Below are 16,821 nucleotides of genomic sequence, written 5' to 3' on the forward strand. Positions count from 1 at the left end.
AGACATTAAGCCTGTTTGTAACCAAGACTTTAACATGGTGAGTTACACCTAAAACGTTAACAAAAGGTAAATCAATTATGCGTGCTTTCCTGACAGAAGCCTTCGATTCACCGGCCAAAGTTCAAGAGCTTCCTAAACCGATTCCCGATAAAGGCGAGGCTCGGATCCGGATCAAAGCCTGTGCTCTGAACTTTGCAGATCTGCTTATGCAGAAGGGCACGTACCAAGATACGCCTGCATTGCCGTTCGTCGGTGGATTGGAAATCGCGGGAATCGTCGACGATCTTGGGCCAGACACAGATGGCCCCACTATAGGTGCACGTGTCGCGGCCTTTGGTGGCAAGGGCGGATTCGCAGAGTTTGGCTGTATTGACGCAAACCGGATGGTGATTCTGCCCGACGATATGAGCTTTGAGGATGCCGCAGCCTTTCAAGTCGCCTATGGCACCAGCCATGTGGCACTCAACTACCGCGCGCAAATGCAACCGGGCGAAACACTGCTGGTTCTGGGCGCAGCTGGGGGCGTCGGCCTGACAGCGATTGAGGTGGGGAAATTGATGGGCGCGCGCGTCATCGCCTGTGCGCGGGGCGCAGAAAAGCTCGAGATTGCGGGCCAAGCCGGGGCTGACCACCTGATTGACTCAGACACGCAGGATATTCGCGCCGAAGTCCTGGCCCTTGGGGGGACCGACGTTGTTTATGACCCGATTGGCGGCGATCAATGGAAGGCGGCTTTTCGCGCGTGTAACCCTGATGCACGGCTGATCCCGATTGGCTTTGCAGGTGGCGAGGTGCCACAGATCCCGGCCAATCATGTGATGGTCAAGAACCTGACGATTCTGGGCGTCTATTGGGGCGCTTACCTGAAGTTCAAACCGCAGGTCGTGACGGACAGCATGCGCACCTTGTTTGACTGGTATTCTGACGGCAAGCTAAAGCCGCATATCAGCCACCGGTTCCCGCTTGAGGACACCGCCGAAGCGCTTGCGACCCTGAAGGCGCGCAAGTCGACGGGCAAAGTCGTGGTCACAATGGACTAACCGATGCGTCGTTGCGCGACATTCGGGTCGTTTCGGTGCTGAAACGATCCGAACCCTTGGCGCAACAAATCTGCAAACCGGTTGATCACCTCGCCCTTGCTGGCTTCGGCGCCGTACATATTGATGAACTGCGTCCCGACTTCGGGCAAAGCACCACCGTGGTCAATGACCTCAAGGTGAGGCGGCTCGGTGCCTTCGATCATCACACAGACCGCCATATCCGCGGCCACTGTTACCTCAACCGTCCGGTCTGATTCCGTATCCACGGCGTTTTCCCATTCGATCCCTGCATCCTCGAGTGACGACAGCATACGAGGGCGGAAAGAACAGATCCGTCCCCCTGCCACACGCAGAGGACGCCGCCGCCAGGTCGCACCGCCCTTGGCCCCCATCCAGCGCAGCGGCAAGGAACATAATTGCTCGCCCCCTTGCGTGGGTTCGGTTGTCAAAATCAGATCAAACGCGCCCCTCTGAAATTGAGGGATCAGTTCGGACGTATTGCTGGACACCATATTGACTCGAATGCGGGGATAAGCAGAGCGCAGTTGCTTTAGAACCGCTGGAATCGCCGGATAGATGATGTCATGCGGCACGCCGATCGAAATTTCGCCTTCATATTCTTCATCCGACAGACGCCGCACGATTTCATCGTTCAGGGCAACCATGCGTCGGGCGTATCCCAACAACTGCTCCCCTTCTGGCGTCAAGGCGATGCCGCGACCGGTTCTGTCGAGGAAATCGATCCCCATCATCTCTTCCAGGCGTTTGAGCTGCATCGACACGGCAGACTGCGTGAGGTTCAGGAACCCGGCTGCTTTGGTCACGCCGCTTAGATCGGCCACGGCCACAAAGCTTCTGAGTGTGGTTATGTCGAGATTTCTCATTTCATCAATCCTTGTGATGCATCACACAACAAACATTCGTTTTAAAAATACACCATACTTTGGAATACATATCAACATAATTGATGAGTGTCCGAACTTACATCAGAAATAGGAAAGGATCTGACAATGACTCTCTTCGCTACTCTGTCTCGTTTCGTGGGTTTTGGCCCGGCCGCCAAGATTTCTGTCACCCGCTATCTGAACCTGTCCAAACAGCGCCGCGATCTCTCGCAGCTGACACCGGCGCAACTGGAGGACATCGGCGTCTCGCAAACCGAGGCAATCCGCGAGGCCAAGCGTCCGATTTGGGACGCGCCTAATTTCTGGTGTAATTGAAGTGTTTCCCGCCGATTTCAGGCGGGAAATCCTTGAAAATCGGCCCCAAGTGGCCAATATTCTGCAGTGACGGCCTGTGACCTCTTGTCATGGGCCCACTCAGATTAACTTGGAGGCTTTAATGGCTGAGTATAACACAATCCGCGGTGTGGCCGGTGCCCGCGCTGCCGAGATTGATGCGGGTCTTCGCGCCCATATGAACAAAGTGTATGGCACCATGTCGATTGGCATGCTGCTGACATTCGCTGTGGCATGGGCCGTGGGCACCAGCCCGAACCTGCTGGGCGTGTTCCGCGATCCTGTGACGCTTTCGCCTAACATCCTTGGCTGGATCGTAATGTTTGCCCCTCTGGGCATGGTGTTCCTGTTCGGCGCGGCGATCAATCGCCTGTCGGCTGCAGGCGCACAGACGTTCTTTTACGTCTTTGCATCCGTTATGGGCCTGTCCCTGTCGTGGATTTTCGTCGCCTTCACAGGCTTTTCCATCGCGCAGGTCTTCCTGGTGACATCGATCGCCTTTGCCGGTCTGTCCCTCTGGGGCTACACCACAAAGAAAGACATCTCTGGCTGGGGATCGTTCCTCATCATGGGCGTCATCGGCATTCTGGTGGCATCCATCGTGAACATCTTCCTTGGGTCTGGCATTGTCAGCCTGGCGATTTCCGTTCTGGGCGTGCTGATCTTTGCTGGTCTGACCGCCTATGACACACAGAACATCAAGAACACCTACCTGCAGCACGCACATGCGTCTGACGAGGAGTGGTTGGGCAAAGCTGCGATCATGGGCGCGCTGAGCCTGTATCTTGATTTCATCAACATGTTCATGTTCCTGCTGCAACTGCTGGGCAACCGCGAATAAGCAGATCTGGAAACAGTCAATGCAAGGGCCGGACATTGTTCCGGCCCTTTTTGATTTTAAACGGCAATTTTCCGCAAACGTGCAAAAAAACAGTTAACAAAGGCTTTCCCAAAGGGCATGCTCTGCGCGGGGAAGACAACAGGAACGACCAATGCAAACCAGCAAATTCGCCCTTTATGCCGCCATGGGTTCAGCGATCGGAACAACTGCAAGCCTTGCGCAGGCAGAGACCACCGACGCATGGCAGTTGCTCGAAGAGATCAAGATCAAAGAGATCATGACCGAGACAACCTATGAAGTGCAAAAGACCTTCCCCGAGCAAATGGAAGAGCGTGGCGAAGGTATTCTGATCTCGGGCTATGCGTTCCCAATGCTGCCGGGTGAAACCATCAGCGAACTGATCCTGGTGTCCGACATGGGCCTGTGCCCGCTGTGTGGCAATGGTGACCATGGCGCAAACCTGCAAATCAAGCTGGCCGAGCCGATCACCAACTTCGATGAAAGCATTCGCATCACTCTGCGCGGCAATATCAAAGCCGTCACGGACCCTGAAACCTGGCAGGCCGCAGTGATGGAAGACGCGCAGATCATCGTCCAAGGATGACCGGCGCGCCTGCCGCTTAGTTCAAAACCTTACGCATCTCGACCGCCGGAAAATGCACATCCGGCGCAAAAGTCACGTCGATGTCGTGCAGCCGTTCAAAGCCAAGCGCAGCATAAAACGGCGCGGCGGTGATGGTGCTGTTGCAGCGCAGGCATGTGATGCCAAAGCTTTGCGCTGACAGAAAAACCTCTTCCATCAAGGCACGTCCGACACCCTGCCCCAAGGCCGCTGGATCCACCGCAACGTGGCGCACGTGGCCCTCGCCAAAGGCTCCCAGCCCGCGGGTCGGGGAAAGGTCTGTCCAGCCCCCTGCTCCGACGATTTCGCGTTTCGCATTCCGCACGACAAAATAGGTGCCCGTGGCCAAAAGATCCGGCTGCGCCGCCGTCATCATGGGCAACGCGCATTCCAGCACGCGGTCGTCATAATCCTTGGCCAACAGCTGACCAAAAGAGCGCTGCATCATCGCCGAGATGTTGGCGGCATCAGAGGGACATGCGGGTTCTGCAATAAGTGCAGGAGTACTATAACGGGACATAGGTTTGGGTCCTGAACGCTTTGGCTAAGCATTTCGTGAAAACCTGTACGTCAGTTTCGCGAAACGCCCAGCCCCTTAGGGGATTGCCAGCGTTTCGTATCTTCTCTGTGTAACAGACTATCTCCGGAACGCTTTGGTTTTGCGCGGCCCAAAAAGAAAAAGCCGCGCTCTGGTCTGGCGCGGCTTTGTCATTTCCAAGAAGTCTTTGATCTTACTTGATCTTACCTTCTTTGTACTCGACATGCTTGCGCACAACCGGGTCGTATTTACGCACGACCATCTTTTCGGTCATGGTACGGGCGTTCTTTTTGGTCACGTAGAAATGGCCTGTGCCCGCGGTCGAGTTCAGACGGATCTTGATTGTCGTCGGCTTCGCCATTTTTTGTCTCCTACAACGGGGCCCTAATCAAACAGGAGCCCGTGAAATCTCTATGAAGCCCGCCTTTTAACGGTGTGGTGGGCCGAGTCAATGGCTCGCGACCAGAAATCTGGTTGAAATTTACACTGTTGGACCAGAAAACACAAAATTCTCAACGAAGCTCTTGCGGAATATTGAACGGTGTCACCACCTGAATGTCGCTGGGCGCAAAACTCTCTTTGCGCGGGGCAAGCCCGTGAAACGACACCAGCCCCCCCAGCAAGGTTCGCATGTCGCTTTTCAGATCATGGTGCAGCACAAAATCCACGCGCCCGGCTTTCAAAAGTTCCAGGTTCTCGCGGTCCAGATCATGCGCAATGAACACCGGTCGCGTGCCGCCTGCCTCAGGCAGCTCGGACAGGATGGCTTTGTTGCCGCCACCCATCGAATAGACCCCAACAATATCATCGGTTTCCGACAGCAATGGGCCGACACGTTTGAGCGTATTTGCAAAAAGCCCTGCGCCCCCGGCGATGTCGACCAACTCCAGACGTGGCCTTAGCACCGCTAGCGTCTCGCGAAATCCGCGTAGCCGATCGGTTTCCCCTCGGAAATCCTCGCGACTGACTGAGGTGATGACCTTGCCCCGGGCCTCGCCCACCGACCGCGCCAGAAGATATGCGGCCGTTTTGCCCGCGTTGTAATTGTCGAGCCCAACATAGCCTTGCCGGCCAGATCCCGGGATATCCGTGACCAGCGTGAACACCGGAATACCCTTGGCCTCAAGATCCGCAACGGCCTTGGCAACCTCTGGCGTGTTGCGCGCCTTTAAACACAGCCCCTGCGAACGTTTTTGCGAGATCTTGGCGAGCATTGAAAGCAGATCGTCTTGATTCACGATTTCCTGCGTATGAAATCGAGGCCGCACGACCGCAGGGCCAATGTCGCCCAAAACTGCTTCACAGGCGCGCCGCACCTCGTCTGAAAACCGCTTTGGCGCCTCTATAACAAAGTCAACGAACACGCGCCGCCCTTTGGCCGCCAGTTGATGCTCTTGCAACTCCAACTCGGACATAGCCGCCTGCACACGCGCCTTGGTTTGCGGGCTGACATGCGCCCGGTCATTCAGGGCACGATCAATCGTTGCCGTGCTTAGGCCCGCTTGCTGAGCGATTTCTTTGATCGGGAAGCGATGTGTCATTGATGTATTATTGATGTGTTTTCGCCATCAGGCAAGCGGCGGCATTGGGTAGGTTTAGCAAAACCAACACCTAATCAGAGGCCCAAATGACGCTTTCCCATATGGGGTTTTATGACCCGAACGCCTGTCAGCTTAGTGAGTTCCAAGAGCTGACGCAGCAAACGTTAGACCCAAAGGATGTCCCGCTTGCGGCATCCATTGAAAAGTCGGTTCCCGTTTATGACGGAGCAAACGTCGCCCAGCAACTGAAGGGCGCACGTCAACGGGTTCTGAGTGAATGGGCTTGGGTATTGGGTCAGGGGCCGGGCGTGCTGGTCATCACGGGGGCGCAGTCCAACCTTGACGCCATTGACCAAGCGACCGAGGTCTATGGCCAGATCATCGCCGCTGAAAAAGAGGCCTTGGGCGGTGGAGCCGATCACTTTGCCGCCGCGGGCAGCAACGATCGCATCTGGAATTCACTGCAGAAACTTTGCCTGACGGCTCCAGACGTATTTGTCGCCTATTTCGCAAGCCCTTTGATGGACGCGGCCTGTGAAGCGTGGCTGGGGCCGAACTATCAGATGACCGCGCAGGTCAATCTGGTGCATCCGGGCGGTCAGGCACAGCAAGCCCACAGGGACTATCATCTGGGCTTTCAGACCGCAGAAGTCAGTGCGACCTATCCTGCGCATGTGCATGATCTGTCACCTTTGATGACGCTTCAGGGCGGGCTTGCCCATTGCGACATTCCCATCGACAGCGGGCCGACCAAGCTGTTGCCCTACTCCCAACTCTATCGCCCCGGATATGCGGCATGGCGGCGTCAGGATTTCCGCGATGATTTCGAAGATCGATATATCCAGCTGCCACTGGAAAAAGGGGATGCGCTGTTCTTCAACCCTGCACTCTTTCATGCTGCCGGCGAAAACCGCAGCGCGGACATTCAGCGCATGGTGAACCTGCTGCAGATCTCATCGGCCTTCGGGCGCGCGATGGAGACCGTGGACCGCCCAGCCATGTGTCTGGCGGCCTATGACAGCTTGCGAGCTGCTTGGAACGAAAAGACACTGAGCGAGGCGCAGCTTGACGCGACTTTGGCGGCAACCGCCGAGGGCTATTCCTTTCCAACCAATCTGGACAATGATCCGCCCGTCGGAGGCTTGGCCCCGCAAACCCAGCAAGCCTTGCTGAAAGAGGCAATTTCTGAGGGGTGGTCCAAAGAGGCATTTACGCGCGCACTTCAGGCGCAAAGCGCGCGGCAAAAAGCATAAACGCAGGGGGCCTATAAGCCGGATTCTGTCCAAGGGGTTGCCCCCTCTGGATGACCATTCATCTTGAGAGCCGGTTACCCGGCCCCCTCTAGCTGCCAACCCGGACCACTGGGCCAAGACGTCCCTGCGCACGCGCGTGCGGTCCCTATTTGGCATTGCTCCTGGTGGGGCTTGCCGTGCCATCCTTGTTGCCAAGGACGCGGTGAGCTCTTACCTCGCCGTTTCACCGTGACCCGGACAAGCCGGGCCGTCTGTTCTCTGTGGCGCTGTCCCTCGGGTTTCCCCGGCCGGGCGTTACCCGGCACCGTTGCCTTGTGGAGTCCGGACTTTCCTCGCATCTGCGCGGTCATCCAGCCCCCTGCGTGGCTGCGTGGTTACGCGGGAATGCAAGAGGCGTCAATTGTTGGCGTCTGTGGTGAGGTTGGGAATTTGAGTATTTTGGACAAGGTGAAATCAGGCGGTTGCTCTGTTGAGTCGCGCCAGAATGCGCCTGTCTTCATCGTCGCACGGGCCCGTCGCCCAGGGCCGAAAACGCGCACGAAAGGCGGCGAAGGCTTCGGGCACATTTGGGTAGCCAAAGCGCGTGGCCTCTGTGGACCAGTCCTGAGGCGTGTCGGGATTATCATCGGGCCAAACGCTGAGACCTGAGAGCGCGAGCCTGCGCCAGTCAAAGCGCGGGCCGGGATCCAGTTTGCGGTCCGGCGCCATATCCGCATGCGCGATGACGTTCCCGGGCGGGATAGACCACCGAGATAGGATGTCGCCCAGCAGGCATTCCAGCGTGGTCATTTGCAGATTTGAAAACGGATGGTCGCCGCGATTGTCGAGCTCGATACCGATGGACTGGGAGTTCACATCCGCAGTCCCACGCCAAGACCCCTGCCCTGCATGCCAGGCACGCATGGTTTCAGGCACCAATTGGTGAATGGCGCCGCCTGCCTCGATCAGATAATGCGCCGAGACCTCTGCGGCCGGATCACACAGACGGTCCAACGCGGCTTGTGCGCTTGTCATCGCGGTATAGTGGAGCACCACAAGGCTGGGGGACGCAGTGGCTTTGCGCGGGCCAAAGTTCGGCGACGGGGTTTGAATCATCTTGGGCAGAGCGCCCATCAGCCACCAAGCTTTTGGAAAGGTGTCGGATCCCAGTCGCAGGCATACCCGTCACCATCCGGGTCCAACCCACGCGGATCACGTTCGGGCCCGCCGCGGGACAGAAAATCGATCTGCGCCTGATCCGAACTTGGATAGGCCCGACAATTGCGTGCAAAGCGATTGGCCGCGTTCAGCCCCAAGCGACGGTACAGCCGGTTGCCCAGCGGGTTGTCACTGAGGACGGCGTATTCCACGATATTGGGGCCTACGCCGCCGTTGCGTTCCGGCAAATCGGTGGCCTCAACCTGTTGATATTGCGCGGCGATCTGTTGGCGACGCTGGGCGTCGTCTTCGATAGAGCGGCGCGCGTCAACGGCGGCAAAATCGTTCTCGTCAGAGATGCCCGCATTGTCCACGCGCACGGGCGCCGGGTTGGACGGGCTGGCCTCGACAAAGCCTGCATCACCAGTTGCCGGAGTTGCGGTGGCTGTGGCTTGCAAGACATCCAATGTCTCGCTGCTGACGGATTCCGCGGCCGGCAGCGGTGTTGCCGTTGCGCCCAGAGGTTCGTCGGAAATGCGCGGCTTGAAGTTGCCATTGTCAAAGCCCACGCCACTGTCTGGCACAGGCACGTCACATGCCGCCAGAACCAATGCTGCACCCAAGCCTAAGAAAACCCGCATGTCCAACGTCTCATTTGCCTTATCGTTGCGGGCGTTCTACCACCATTTGTTGGGTTTTGCTACGTAGCCCGCAGCGCTTTCCAACGCATAGGCACAATTCAGCAAATCACCCTCTTCCCATGGGCGGCCGATCAGCTGCAGTCCCAGAGGCAAACCTTGCTTATCAAGGCCGGTCGGGATCGAGATCCCCGGAAGCCCTGCGAGGTTCACGGTGACGGTAAAGACGTCATTGAGATACATCTGCACCGGATCGGCATCGGCCATTTCACCCAGACCAAAGGCCGCAGACGGTGTTGCAGGCGTCAAGATTGCATCCACGCCTGTCGCGAAGACGTCGTCGAAGTCTTTCTTGATCAAAGCCCGGACACGACGCGCGCGGTTGTAGTAGGCGTCATAGAACCCTGCCGACAGCACATAGGTGCCGATCATCACACGGCGCTGCACCTCAGAGCCAAAGCCCTCGGCGCGGGTTTTCTCGTACATCTCGGTGATGCCGTCGCCCGCATCCAACGTCGCACGGTGGCCGTATTTCACGCCGTCATAGCGCGCCAGATTGGACGAGGCCTCGGCCGGAGCGATCACATAATAGGCAGGCAGCGCGTATTTTGTGTGCGGCAGCGAGATATCCACGATCTCGGCGCCTGCGTCTTTCATCATCGCGGTGCCGTCTGCCCAGAGCTTTTCGATCTCGTCAGGCATTCCGTCCATGCGGTACTCTTTTGGAATACCGATCTTTTTGCCTTTGATGTCACCGGTCAGCATGGCTTCGAAATTCGGCACGGCCAAATCAGCAGAGGTGCTGTCTTTGGGGTCATGGCCACACATTGTTTCCAGCATGATGGCCGCGTCGCGCACGTCTTTGGTCATCGGGCCAGCCTGATCCAGCGAAGAGGCAAAGGCCACGATGCCCCAGCGCGAGCACCGGCCATAGGTCGGCTTGATGCCCGTGATGCCGGTAAAGGCAGCTGGCTGGCGGATCGAGCCGCCTGTATCGGTGCCAGTGGCCGCAAGGCAGAGATCTGCAGACACGGCCGAGGCGGACCCGCCGGATGAGCCGCCTGGTGTCAGAGGCATGTCCTCGTTTCCGCGACGCCACGGGTTGACCGCATTGCCATAGACAGAGGTTTCATTCGAGCTGCCCATGGCGAATTCGTCCATGTTCAGCTTGCCCAGCATGACCGCGCCGTCATCAAACAGGTTTTGGCTGACGGTGCTTTCATATTCAGGCTTGAAGCCTTCCAGAATGGCGCTGGCGGCCTGGGATGGAACACCTTTGGTGCAAAACAGGTCTTTGATACCAATCGGCAGGCCACACATCGCTGGGGCGTCGCCCTCGGCCAAACGCGCGTCTGCGGCTTTGGCCTGCTCTAGGGCAAGCTCTGGTGTGTTGTGAACAAAGGCGTTCAGCGCGTTGCTGCCGTCGATGGCAGACAGGCAGGCCTCGGTCAGCTCGACAGAAGTTACGTCTTTGGCGCGCAGTTTGTCGCGGGCTTCGGCAAGGGTCAGTTTGTTCAGATCAGACATTATTCGACCACCTTCGGCACAGCAAAGAACCCTTCGCGAGAGTCTGGTGCGTTTTTCAGAACCGCCTCTGGCATATCGCCCTGGGTCACTTCGTCGACGCGGCGTTTCAGACGTTGCGGTGTGACTGATGTCATCGGCTCGACGCCCTCAACATCCACCTCGTTGAGCTGCTCGATAAAGCCGAGAATATTGTTAAATTCTTCAGCCAGCGCCGGCAGCGCGTCTTCTTCGACCTTGATGCGCGCCAGTTTGGCCACGCGCGCGGCGGTATCCCTGTCAATGGACATGCGAAAACTCCGATTAAACTTGATATGCGTTTAGCCCCCCTTTGGGGGCTGTGCAAGCATGTGACGGCGGTAGACCTCGATCATCCAGCCCAAGGCGATCCCGTTGAGGATATGCCACATGAAATGCGTCCCCAAAGGCAGGTTTTCGCAAATCGGCATATCAATTGAGCGAAAGGTCAACGACAGCAGGATCAACGCAGCGCCGATGGCCAGCCCCCGCGCTGTATCAGGCTCGCGATGCCTGAGACCGATCGCATAGATCAAGATCAGCAAAGGCACAGGCCCGTAGGCCGCGGACACATGAAAGACCGGAAGCATCTGGAACAGAGGCAAGGTCACATAGGCGTAAGGGAAAAACAAAAGCACTGCGCCCAGCGAAACCAGCGTGTTCTGGCCCCAGAAGTCACGGGTTGCGAGAAAGATATAAAGCAGAACATAGATGGCAATCGGCGCAACATCGGCAATGGCCGCCCAGGTCTGGGCATAGGTGTGAAACAAAAAGCTGCCGACGCCGATGGCGAACAAGACAACGCATAAGGCCAGCGCCATGGGCACCGACCGCGAGCGACGCCACATGTACATCGCTGCAATCAGAAACGCTGCATTGGTGATCGCATTCACAGGCTCGGACCAGAACGATGGATCAATACGTTCGCAATATCCGTCCAACTGTTCCGTCAGTTCCATCTGTGCCGACTCGCTTTCTTTGATAGGGTTAGGGCAACAATAGAGCGTTTGCGGTCAAACAGCACCCAGCTGCAGCACCTTAGGCCGCCAAAGACCATGAAAAGGGAGAGCTTCATGAAAATCACATGGATGGGTCACGCGAGTTTCCGGATCGAGATCGATGGTCAAATCATTCTGATTGATCCATGGATCACAGGAAACCCGGTTTTCCCAGAAGCACGCCGCGCCGAGGCCATCGCAGGCGCAACCCAGATCCTGATCACCCATGCGCATTCCGATCATGTTGCAGACTGTCTGGAGATCGCGCGGGAAACCGGTGCAACGCTGGTGGGACAATATGATCTGATGGGCTATTGGGCCGAACACGAAGATCTGGCCACGATCGGGTTCAACAAGGGCGGCACTGTACAACTGGGCAAAGTTGCAGTGACCATGGTGCATGCGGTGCATTCCTCAAGCTTTGCAGGGCCCAATGGCCCAATCGTTCCGGGCACAGAGTGTGGCTACATGATCGCCGGCGAAGGCCACACGATCTATGTGTCAGGCGACACCGATGTGATGGCGGATATGGCGGTGTTCAACGATTTGCATGCGCCCGATATCGGCATTCTCTGCGCAGGCGGGCATTTCACCATGGATATGAAGCGCGCAGCCTATGCGGCGAAAACCTTTTTTGACTTCAAGACAGTCATCCCCTGTCACTACAAGACCTTCCCGTTGCTTGAGCAATCCGCAGAGGCTTTGATCGAAGGGCTGCCCGGTGTGGATGTCAAAGAACCTGAGGTGATGGAGCCGATTGAGTTCTAAGGGGTTAAAGGGTGAAAAGGGGCGCTGCCCCTCGGCCCGCTGGGCCTCACCCTGGGATATTTCTGGCAAGAGAAAAAGCCTAGCCGCGTCGCTGGGCGAAGAAGGTTTTGAGCAGATCTTCGCAGGCGGAAGCGGCAATACCGTCATAGACTTCGGGTGTGTGGTGGCTTTGGGCGTGGTCGAACACGCGCGGGCCCTGCGCGACGCCGCCGGATTTCGGATCGGCTGCTCCGTAGTACACCCGCGCGATCCGTGCCTGAGAGATGGCGCTGGCGCACATCGGGCAAGGCTCTAGCGTGACATAGAGATCGCAGCCCGTGAGTCGCTCGTTGCCCAGAGTGGCGCAGGCCTGCCGGATCGCGAGGATTTCTGCGTGGGCGGTGGGATCGCTGTGTTCGCGCGTGCGGTTGCCAGTGGCGGCCAGAACAGCACCATCTGGTCCGACAAGCACCGCGCCCACAGGAACCTCGCCGCGCTCTGCGGCTTTTTGCGCCTCGTCGAGCGCCTGATCCATGTGGCTTTTGAACTGCATGCATACCAGATGCCCGCGCATTCCCCCTTTCGCAAGACCGAATTGAGCGATAGAGACCCAGGAATGAGCAAGAAACCAGCCCCCAAGCCCCAAGATGCCCCTAAGGGCGACCGTATTGCCAAAGTTCTGGCGCGCGCCGGGGTTGCCTCGCGCCGCGAAGCTGAACGCATGATCGAAGCGGGCCGCGTGGCTGTGGATGGCAAGGTTCTGACCTCGCCTGCGCTGAACATTCTTGGGCACGAAAAAATCACCGTGGATGAGGCGCCGATCGCGGATGCCGAACCTGAACGTCTGTGGCTTTATCACAAACCGCTGGGTCTGGTGACGACCCATAAGGACGAGCAAGGCCGCAAAACCATCTTTGATGAGCTGCCAGACGATCTGCCGCGCGTGATGACGGTGGGGCGGCTGGATTTGAACTCTGAGGGGCTGTTGCTGTTGACCAACGACGGGGCGGTCAAGCGCACGCTTGAGCTGCCGTCCACGGGTTGGGTGCGCAAATACCGGGTGCGCGTGAACGGTCGTCCAACCGAAGACACCTTTGCGCCGCTGCGCCGCGGGATCGAAGTAGATGGCGAGCGATTTGCCCCCATGGTGATTTCACTGGATCGCCAGCAAGGGGCAAACGCCTGGGTCACGGTGTCTTTGAAAGAAGGCAAGAACCGCGAAATCCGTCGCGCAATGGGCGCCATTGGATTGACAGTAAACCGTCTGATCCGCGTGTCATATGGCCCGTTTCAACTGGGCGATTTGAAGGCGGGTGAGGTTGAAGAGATCCGGCGGCGCGTGCTGCGCGACCATCTGGGACTTGAGGGCGCAAAACCGCCGGCCAGCCGGAAAACACCGTCTCGCAATCGCAAGCCTGAAGCTAAAGGCGCAGGAAAACCCGCTGGACAACCCACAAGAAAACCCGGTGGCAAACCCGCAAAGGGCAAAGCGAATTTTGGCGAGAAGCGCAAAGCGAAAACGTCATTTCAGGGCGAGGGATCCAAACGACACTCACCCCCGCGCAGTGACGCGGCAAAATCCCGAGGCCCCCGCAAGCCGCGTACATCGGACTGAAGCTCGGCAAACCTTGGCTTTGATGCGTTTTCGCCAGAGTTCCCCCTAGCAACACGCCCCCAAAGTGCCTAGATTCCTGTCAACGGTTTCGGGGGTAACACATACATGTCAGCGAATGGATTGCAGCGACTCTCCTTTGTTCTGCTTGTCATATTGATCCTTTACGCCTCTTTCACAGGAGGTTCGTAATGGCGCAGCGGTTTGGTGGAAAATTCAGCCCCGATGGGGCAAGCAACACAGGATCACCTAAGGGCGGGTTTCAGAACGCCAAACGCAGCAAGGTGGGCTTTCGGGTCAACCTTCTGTTCCTGGCCCCCCTGCCCCTGATCTGGAAAGCCTTCAGCTCTGAGCCATTGGTGATGGCGCAGTACCTTGTTGCGCTTGGGCTGTTGATGCTGGCCGGCTGGCTGACCCGCGAAGGGTTGATCGCGCAAGAGGCCTATGAGGCGCGCAAAGTGGCGCGACGCCCGGCGATGCCGCGCAAGCTGGCGGGATCGGTGCTGACCGGCGCTGGCCTTGCCTTGGTTGGGATTGCGGGTCACGGGATCATCGAGGCGGTGATCTTTGCGGGTCTGGGCGCTGTGTTGCACAGCTTTGCCTTTGGTCTGGATCCGATGCGCGACAAGGGTATGGAGGGTGTTGATACCTTTCAGACTGACCGCGTTGCCCGCGCCGTGGAAGAGGCAGAAAAGCATCTGACAGCGATGAAGGACTCGATCCTGCGTGCTGGCGACCGTGCGCTGGAACGTCGGGTGGCACAGTTTGGCACCACGGCCCGCGATCTGTTCCGCACGATTGAGGACGATCCGCGCGATCTGAGTTCTGCGCGCAAGTATCTGTCGGTTTATTTGAAAGGTGCGCGCGATGCGACGGCCAAATTTGCCGACATCTATGCCCGCAATCAAGATGCACAGGCGCGTGCTGATTTCGAAGCGCTGCTGGACGATCTGGAGCAGAACTTTGCCGCGCGCACTCAGAAATTACTATTGAATGACCATTCTGACCTGACGGTCGAAATCGATGTGTTGCGCGAACGGTTGCAACGCGAAGGCATCCGAAACGATGCGTAACACACTGTAAAAGAGGGAATTTTTATGTCTGATACTGTTCGCCAAAAAGCCGAAGCCGCACTGGCCGAAGTCGAAGCCATCAATGCGGTCGTGCTGCCTGAGCCCGCACAATCCACCGCGATCGTGCCGCTTGAGCAGGCCGACACAGCCACCTCTGCTGAAATCACCAAGCGGATTGCAGAGCTTGATATGAGCGACACCAATTCAATCGTCAGCTTTGGCTCTGCGGCGCAGGCTGAGTTGCAGACGATCAGCCAATCCATGCTGGATGGGGTGCGCAACAAGGATGTTGGTCCGGCGGGCGACAGTCTGCGCGATATCGTTACGACCATTCGTGGCTTTTCGGTCAGCGAATTGGACACCCGTCGCAAGACCAGCTTTTGGGAAAAGCTTTTGGGCCGCGTCGCGCCATTTGCGAAATTCACCGCGCGTTTTGAAGAAGTTCAGGGCCAGATTGACCGGATCACCGACAATCTGCTGGATCATGAACACACACTGATGAAAGACATCAAGTCGCTTGATCTGCTCTATGAAAAGACGCTGACATTCTATGATGAACTGGCGCTGTATATCGCAGCAGGCGAAGCCAAGATTGCCGAGCTGGACGCGACGGTCATTCCTGCCAAAGAAGCCGAAGTTGAGGCAGCTGAAGAAAAAGATCAGGTGATGAAGGCCCAAGAGCTGCGCGATTTACGCGCGGCCCGCGACGATCTGGAGCGCCGTGTACATGACCTGAAGCTGACCCGCCAGGTAACCATGCAGTCCCTGCCTTCGATCCGTCTGGTGCAGGAAAACGATAAGTCACTGGTCACCAAGATCAACTCGACATTGGTGAATACAGTGCCGCTTTGGGAAACCCAGTTGGCGCAGGCGGTGACTATTCAACGCTCTGCCGAAGCGGCGGCTGCGGTACGAGATGCCAATGATCTGACAAATGAACTGCTGACGGCGAATGCGGCCAACTTGCGCGAAAGCAACAAGATGATCCGCGAAGAAATGGAACGCGGCGTCTTTGACATCGAAGCGGTCAAACAGGCCAATGCAGATCTGATCGGCACCATCGAGGAAAGTCTGCAGATTGCCGACGAAGGCAAAGCAAAACGTGCCGAAGCCGAAGTTGAGCTGAAGAAGATGGAATCCGAGCTGCGCGACACGCTGGCTGCGGCCAAGGCCAAAAAGACCGGATTGGGTGACACAGTCGGAACCTCTGCCGGCTAGATGACGCGCCTCTGGTCCCGCATATCAGCCCTTGCTGGCGCGTCAGCTCTCGCGGCGTGTCAGCTGGCGCCTGTGGCTCAGCCGTCCGTTCAGACGGTTGCGGCGACTGCTCTGCCGCAGCCGAGTACCAAAAGCCTCGAGGTGTCGCGCTATTACGAGCGGGTGCAAAGCGATCTGCTGGTGCGGGGCCTTTTACGCACTGATGGCGGCGGGCCTGACACGCCCTATACGTCAACCATGCTGGCACGCACCTTTGAGCGCGTTACCTTTTTTGACGAACATACGGTGGGCACGCGGGTGCAACGGGGCACGGGGCAAGAACGCCTGCTGACCCGATGGGATCAACCCGTGCGCATCAATATCGAGTTTGGGCCGAGCGTGCCCGATCAGGTGCGCGCAGAAGACACGAACATTATCCGCAACTATGCCGCGCGCCTGTCCCGCGTCACGAACCACCCGATTTCCACAGGCCGCCTGCGCCCGAATTTCCACGTTCTGGTCCTGGGCGAAGACGACCGCAGCGCCATGACATCGCGGCTGCGCTCCCTGTTGCCAAGCCTCAGCGCTTCGGCCTTAGCACAGATCATGTCGCCGCCGCGCGCCACACATTGTCTGGTGGTGGTCAGCCACGCCGAAGACCCTAACCCGCGCATTCTGTCGGCCGTGGCGGTGGTGCGCGCGGAACATCCGGATCTGCTGCGCCGGTCCTGCTATCACGAAGAAATCGCGCAAGGGCTGGGCATTGTGAACGACAGCCCCTTTGCGCGGCCATCTATCTTTAAC

At 57.8% G+C, this 16,821-nt stretch carries 20 protein-coding genes and 1 other RNA gene; 10 read left to right on the forward strand and 11 right to left on the reverse strand.

The genetic code is table 11. The features are described from left to right. Positions 1-77: 77 nt before the first annotated feature. The gene (locus ACEQWH_RS05685; protein WP_370228778.1) at positions 78-1,040 is read left to right on the forward strand and encodes an NADPH:quinone oxidoreductase family protein; all 963 of its coding nucleotides are present in this window, start codon (positions 78-80) and stop codon (positions 1,038-1,040) included. On the opposite strand, the gene ACEQWH_RS05690 is transcribed toward ACEQWH_RS05685, so the two are convergent. Next, the gene (locus ACEQWH_RS05690; RefSeq protein ID WP_370228779.1) at positions 1,037-1,924 is read right to left on the reverse strand and encodes a LysR family transcriptional regulator; all 888 of its coding nucleotides are present in this window, start codon (positions 1,922-1,924) and stop codon (positions 1,037-1,039) included. The genes ACEQWH_RS05685 and ACEQWH_RS05690 overlap by 4 nt on opposite strands. A gap of 126 nt (positions 1,925-2,050) precedes the next feature. On the opposite strand from ACEQWH_RS05690, the gene ACEQWH_RS05695 reads away from it, so the two are divergent. The 3 genes from ACEQWH_RS05695 (at position 2,051) to ACEQWH_RS05705 (ending at position 3,723) form a co-directional block, all read left to right on the forward strand. Continuing rightward, a complete protein-coding gene (locus ACEQWH_RS05695) occupies positions 2,051-2,260 on the forward strand; it encodes a DUF1127 domain-containing protein (protein WP_370228781.1) in 210 nt (69 codons plus the stop codon). Positions 2,261-2,381: 121 nt separating this feature from the next. Further along, a complete protein-coding gene (locus ACEQWH_RS05700) occupies positions 2,382-3,119 on the forward strand; it encodes a Bax inhibitor-1 family protein (protein WP_370228782.1) in 738 nt (245 codons plus the stop codon). A gap of 151 nt (positions 3,120-3,270) precedes the next feature. Further along, the gene (locus ACEQWH_RS05705; protein WP_370228784.1) at positions 3,271-3,723 is read left to right on the forward strand and encodes a hypothetical protein; all 453 of its coding nucleotides are present in this window, start codon (positions 3,271-3,273) and stop codon (positions 3,721-3,723) included. Positions 3,724-3,739: 16 nt separating this feature from the next. Here the strand turns inward: ACEQWH_RS05705 and ACEQWH_RS05710 are convergent, their stop codons facing one another. The 3 genes from ACEQWH_RS05710 to ACEQWH_RS05720 form a co-directional block, all read right to left on the reverse strand. Further along, complete coding sequence (locus ACEQWH_RS05710) at positions 3,740-4,261, reverse strand: GNAT family N-acetyltransferase (protein ID WP_370228785.1); 522 nt, start codon at positions 4,259-4,261, stop codon at positions 3,740-3,742. A 211-nt stretch (positions 4,262-4,472) separates the two neighbouring features. Then, positions 4,473-4,640, reverse strand: a complete 168-nt coding sequence (gene rpmG, locus ACEQWH_RS05715; RefSeq protein WP_007814563.1) for a 50S ribosomal protein L33 — start codon at positions 4,638-4,640, stop codon at positions 4,473-4,475. Between the two features lie 151 nt (positions 4,641-4,791). Further along, entirely contained in the window at positions 4,792-5,820 is a 1,029-nt protein-coding gene (locus tag ACEQWH_RS05720) for a LacI family DNA-binding transcriptional regulator (RefSeq protein WP_370228787.1), read from the reverse strand. An 86-nt stretch (positions 5,821-5,906) separates the two neighbouring features. Between ACEQWH_RS05720 and ACEQWH_RS05725 the strand changes: the two genes are divergently transcribed. Beyond that, positions 5,907-7,073, forward strand: coding sequence for a phytanoyl-CoA dioxygenase family protein (locus ACEQWH_RS05725; RefSeq protein WP_370228788.1), 1,167 nt, complete (start codon positions 5,907-5,909; stop codon positions 7,071-7,073). Here the strand turns inward: ACEQWH_RS05725 and rnpB are convergent. The 6 genes from rnpB to ACEQWH_RS05755 all read right to left on the reverse strand — a co-directional run bounded on the left by rnpB (position 7,072) and on the right by ACEQWH_RS05755 (position 11,349). Next, positions 7,072-7,435: RNase P RNA component class A (rnpB, locus tag ACEQWH_RS05730), an RNA gene on the reverse strand. The genes ACEQWH_RS05725 and rnpB overlap by 2 nt on opposite strands. 91 nt (positions 7,436-7,526) lie before the next feature. Next, the gene (locus ACEQWH_RS05735; RefSeq protein WP_370228790.1) at positions 7,527-8,168 is read right to left on the reverse strand and encodes an N-acetylmuramoyl-L-alanine amidase; all 642 of its coding nucleotides are present in this window, start codon (positions 8,166-8,168) and stop codon (positions 7,527-7,529) included. Positions 8,169-8,185: 17 nt separating this feature from the next. Then, entirely contained in the window at positions 8,186-8,851 is a 666-nt protein-coding gene (locus tag ACEQWH_RS05740; RefSeq protein ID WP_370228792.1) for a hypothetical protein, read from the reverse strand. A gap of 36 nt (positions 8,852-8,887) precedes the next feature. Beyond that, entirely contained in the window at positions 8,888-10,375 is a 1,488-nt protein-coding gene (gene gatA, locus ACEQWH_RS05745; protein ID WP_370228793.1) for an Asp-tRNA(Asn)/Glu-tRNA(Gln) amidotransferase subunit GatA, read from the reverse strand. Beyond that, positions 10,375-10,662, reverse strand: coding sequence for an Asp-tRNA(Asn)/Glu-tRNA(Gln) amidotransferase subunit GatC (gene gatC, locus ACEQWH_RS05750; RefSeq protein WP_339401780.1), 288 nt, complete (start codon positions 10,660-10,662; stop codon positions 10,375-10,377). The genes gatA and gatC overlap by 1 nt, the downstream gene beginning before the upstream one ends. A 30-nt stretch (positions 10,663-10,692) precedes the next feature. Continuing rightward, complete coding sequence (locus ACEQWH_RS05755) at positions 10,693-11,349, reverse strand: ceramidase domain-containing protein (protein ID WP_370228796.1); 657 nt, start codon at positions 11,347-11,349, stop codon at positions 10,693-10,695. A gap of 114 nt (positions 11,350-11,463) precedes the next feature. Between ACEQWH_RS05755 and ACEQWH_RS05760 the strand changes: the two genes are divergently transcribed. Beyond that, positions 11,464-12,156, forward strand: coding sequence for a metal-dependent hydrolase (locus ACEQWH_RS05760; RefSeq protein WP_370228798.1), 693 nt, complete (start codon positions 11,464-11,466; stop codon positions 12,154-12,156). Positions 12,157-12,235: 79 nt separating this feature from the next. On the opposite strand, the gene ACEQWH_RS05765 is transcribed toward ACEQWH_RS05760, so the two are convergent. Further along, positions 12,236-12,688, reverse strand: a complete 453-nt coding sequence (locus ACEQWH_RS05765; protein ID WP_370228800.1) for a nucleoside deaminase — start codon at positions 12,686-12,688, stop codon at positions 12,236-12,238. 63 nt (positions 12,689-12,751) lie between these two features. Here ACEQWH_RS05765 and ACEQWH_RS05770 point away from each other — a divergent pair, with 63 nt between their 5' ends. The 4 genes from ACEQWH_RS05770 to ACEQWH_RS05785 all read left to right on the forward strand — a co-directional run. Further along, positions 12,752-13,750 carry a pseudouridine synthase gene (locus ACEQWH_RS05770; RefSeq protein WP_370228802.1) on the forward strand — a complete coding sequence of 333 codons (999 nt, stop codon included), beginning with the start codon at positions 12,752-12,754 and terminating at the stop codon, positions 13,748-13,750. Between the two features lie 188 nt (positions 13,751-13,938). Then, entirely contained in the window at positions 13,939-14,820 is an 882-nt protein-coding gene (locus ACEQWH_RS05775) for a 5-bromo-4-chloroindolyl phosphate hydrolysis family protein (protein ID WP_370228804.1), read from the forward strand. A gap of 24 nt (positions 14,821-14,844) precedes the next feature. After that, positions 14,845-16,038 carry a toxic anion resistance protein gene (locus tag ACEQWH_RS05780; RefSeq protein ID WP_370228806.1) on the forward strand — a complete coding sequence of 398 codons (1,194 nt, stop codon included), beginning with the start codon at positions 14,845-14,847 and terminating at the stop codon, positions 16,036-16,038. Between the two features lie 72 nt (positions 16,039-16,110). Continuing rightward, a partial coding sequence (locus ACEQWH_RS05785; RefSeq protein WP_370228808.1) for a DUF2927 domain-containing protein occupies positions 16,111-16,821 on the forward strand: 711 nt, incomplete at its 3' end.

It is taken from the genome of Cognatishimia sp. (genome assembly GCF_964229375.1).
Classification (GTDB): domain Bacteria; phylum Pseudomonadota; class Alphaproteobacteria; order Rhodobacterales; family Rhodobacteraceae; genus Cognatishimia.

What these genes read in the sequence shown, in the direction of transcription:
- ACEQWH_RS05685 (WP_370228778.1), top strand. Translation starts at nt 78, where the DNA reads ATGCGTGCTTTCCTGACAGAAGCCTTCGATTCACCGGCCAAAGTTCAA.
- ACEQWH_RS05690 (WP_370228779.1), bottom strand. Translation starts at nt 1,924, where the DNA reads ATGAGAAATCTCGACATAACCACACTCAGAAGCTTTGTGGCCGTGGCC.
- ACEQWH_RS05695 (WP_370228781.1), top strand. Translation starts at nt 2,051, where the DNA reads ATGACTCTCTTCGCTACTCTGTCTCGTTTCGTGGGTTTTGGCCCGGCC.
- ACEQWH_RS05700 (WP_370228782.1), top strand. Translation starts at nt 2,382, where the DNA reads ATGGCTGAGTATAACACAATCCGCGGTGTGGCCGGTGCCCGCGCTGCC.
- ACEQWH_RS05705 (WP_370228784.1), top strand. Translation starts at nt 3,271, where the DNA reads ATGCAAACCAGCAAATTCGCCCTTTATGCCGCCATGGGTTCAGCGATC.
- ACEQWH_RS05710 (WP_370228785.1), bottom strand. Translation starts at nt 4,261, where the DNA reads ATGTCCCGTTATAGTACTCCTGCACTTATTGCAGAACCCGCATGTCCC.
- rpmG (WP_007814563.1), bottom strand. Translation starts at nt 4,640, where the DNA reads ATGGCGAAGCCGACGACAATCAAGATCCGTCTGAACTCGACCGCGGGC.
- ACEQWH_RS05720 (WP_370228787.1), bottom strand. Translation starts at nt 5,820, where the DNA reads ATGACACATCGCTTCCCGATCAAAGAAATCGCTCAGCAAGCGGGCCTA.
- ACEQWH_RS05725 (WP_370228788.1), top strand. Translation starts at nt 5,907, where the DNA reads ATGACGCTTTCCCATATGGGGTTTTATGACCCGAACGCCTGTCAGCTT.
- ACEQWH_RS05735 (WP_370228790.1), bottom strand. Translation starts at nt 8,168, where the DNA reads ATGATTCAAACCCCGTCGCCGAACTTTGGCCCGCGCAAAGCCACTGCG.
- ACEQWH_RS05740 (WP_370228792.1), bottom strand. Translation starts at nt 8,851, where the DNA reads ATGCGGGTTTTCTTAGGCTTGGGTGCAGCATTGGTTCTGGCGGCATGT.
- gatA (WP_370228793.1), bottom strand. Translation starts at nt 10,375, where the DNA reads ATGTCTGATCTGAACAAACTGACCCTTGCCGAAGCCCGCGACAAACTG.
- gatC (WP_339401780.1), bottom strand. Translation starts at nt 10,662, where the DNA reads ATGTCCATTGACAGGGATACCGCCGCGCGCGTGGCCAAACTGGCGCGC.
- ACEQWH_RS05755 (WP_370228796.1), bottom strand. Translation starts at nt 11,349, where the DNA reads ATGGAACTGACGGAACAGTTGGACGGATATTGCGAACGTATTGATCCA.
- ACEQWH_RS05760 (WP_370228798.1), top strand. Translation starts at nt 11,464, where the DNA reads ATGAAAATCACATGGATGGGTCACGCGAGTTTCCGGATCGAGATCGAT.
- ACEQWH_RS05765 (WP_370228800.1), bottom strand. Translation starts at nt 12,688, where the DNA reads ATGCAGTTCAAAAGCCACATGGATCAGGCGCTCGACGAGGCGCAAAAA.
- ACEQWH_RS05770 (WP_370228802.1), top strand. Translation starts at nt 12,752, where the DNA reads ATGAGCAAGAAACCAGCCCCCAAGCCCCAAGATGCCCCTAAGGGCGAC.
- ACEQWH_RS05775 (WP_370228804.1), top strand. Translation starts at nt 13,939, where the DNA reads ATGGCGCAGCGGTTTGGTGGAAAATTCAGCCCCGATGGGGCAAGCAAC.
- ACEQWH_RS05780 (WP_370228806.1), top strand. Translation starts at nt 14,845, where the DNA reads ATGTCTGATACTGTTCGCCAAAAAGCCGAAGCCGCACTGGCCGAAGTC.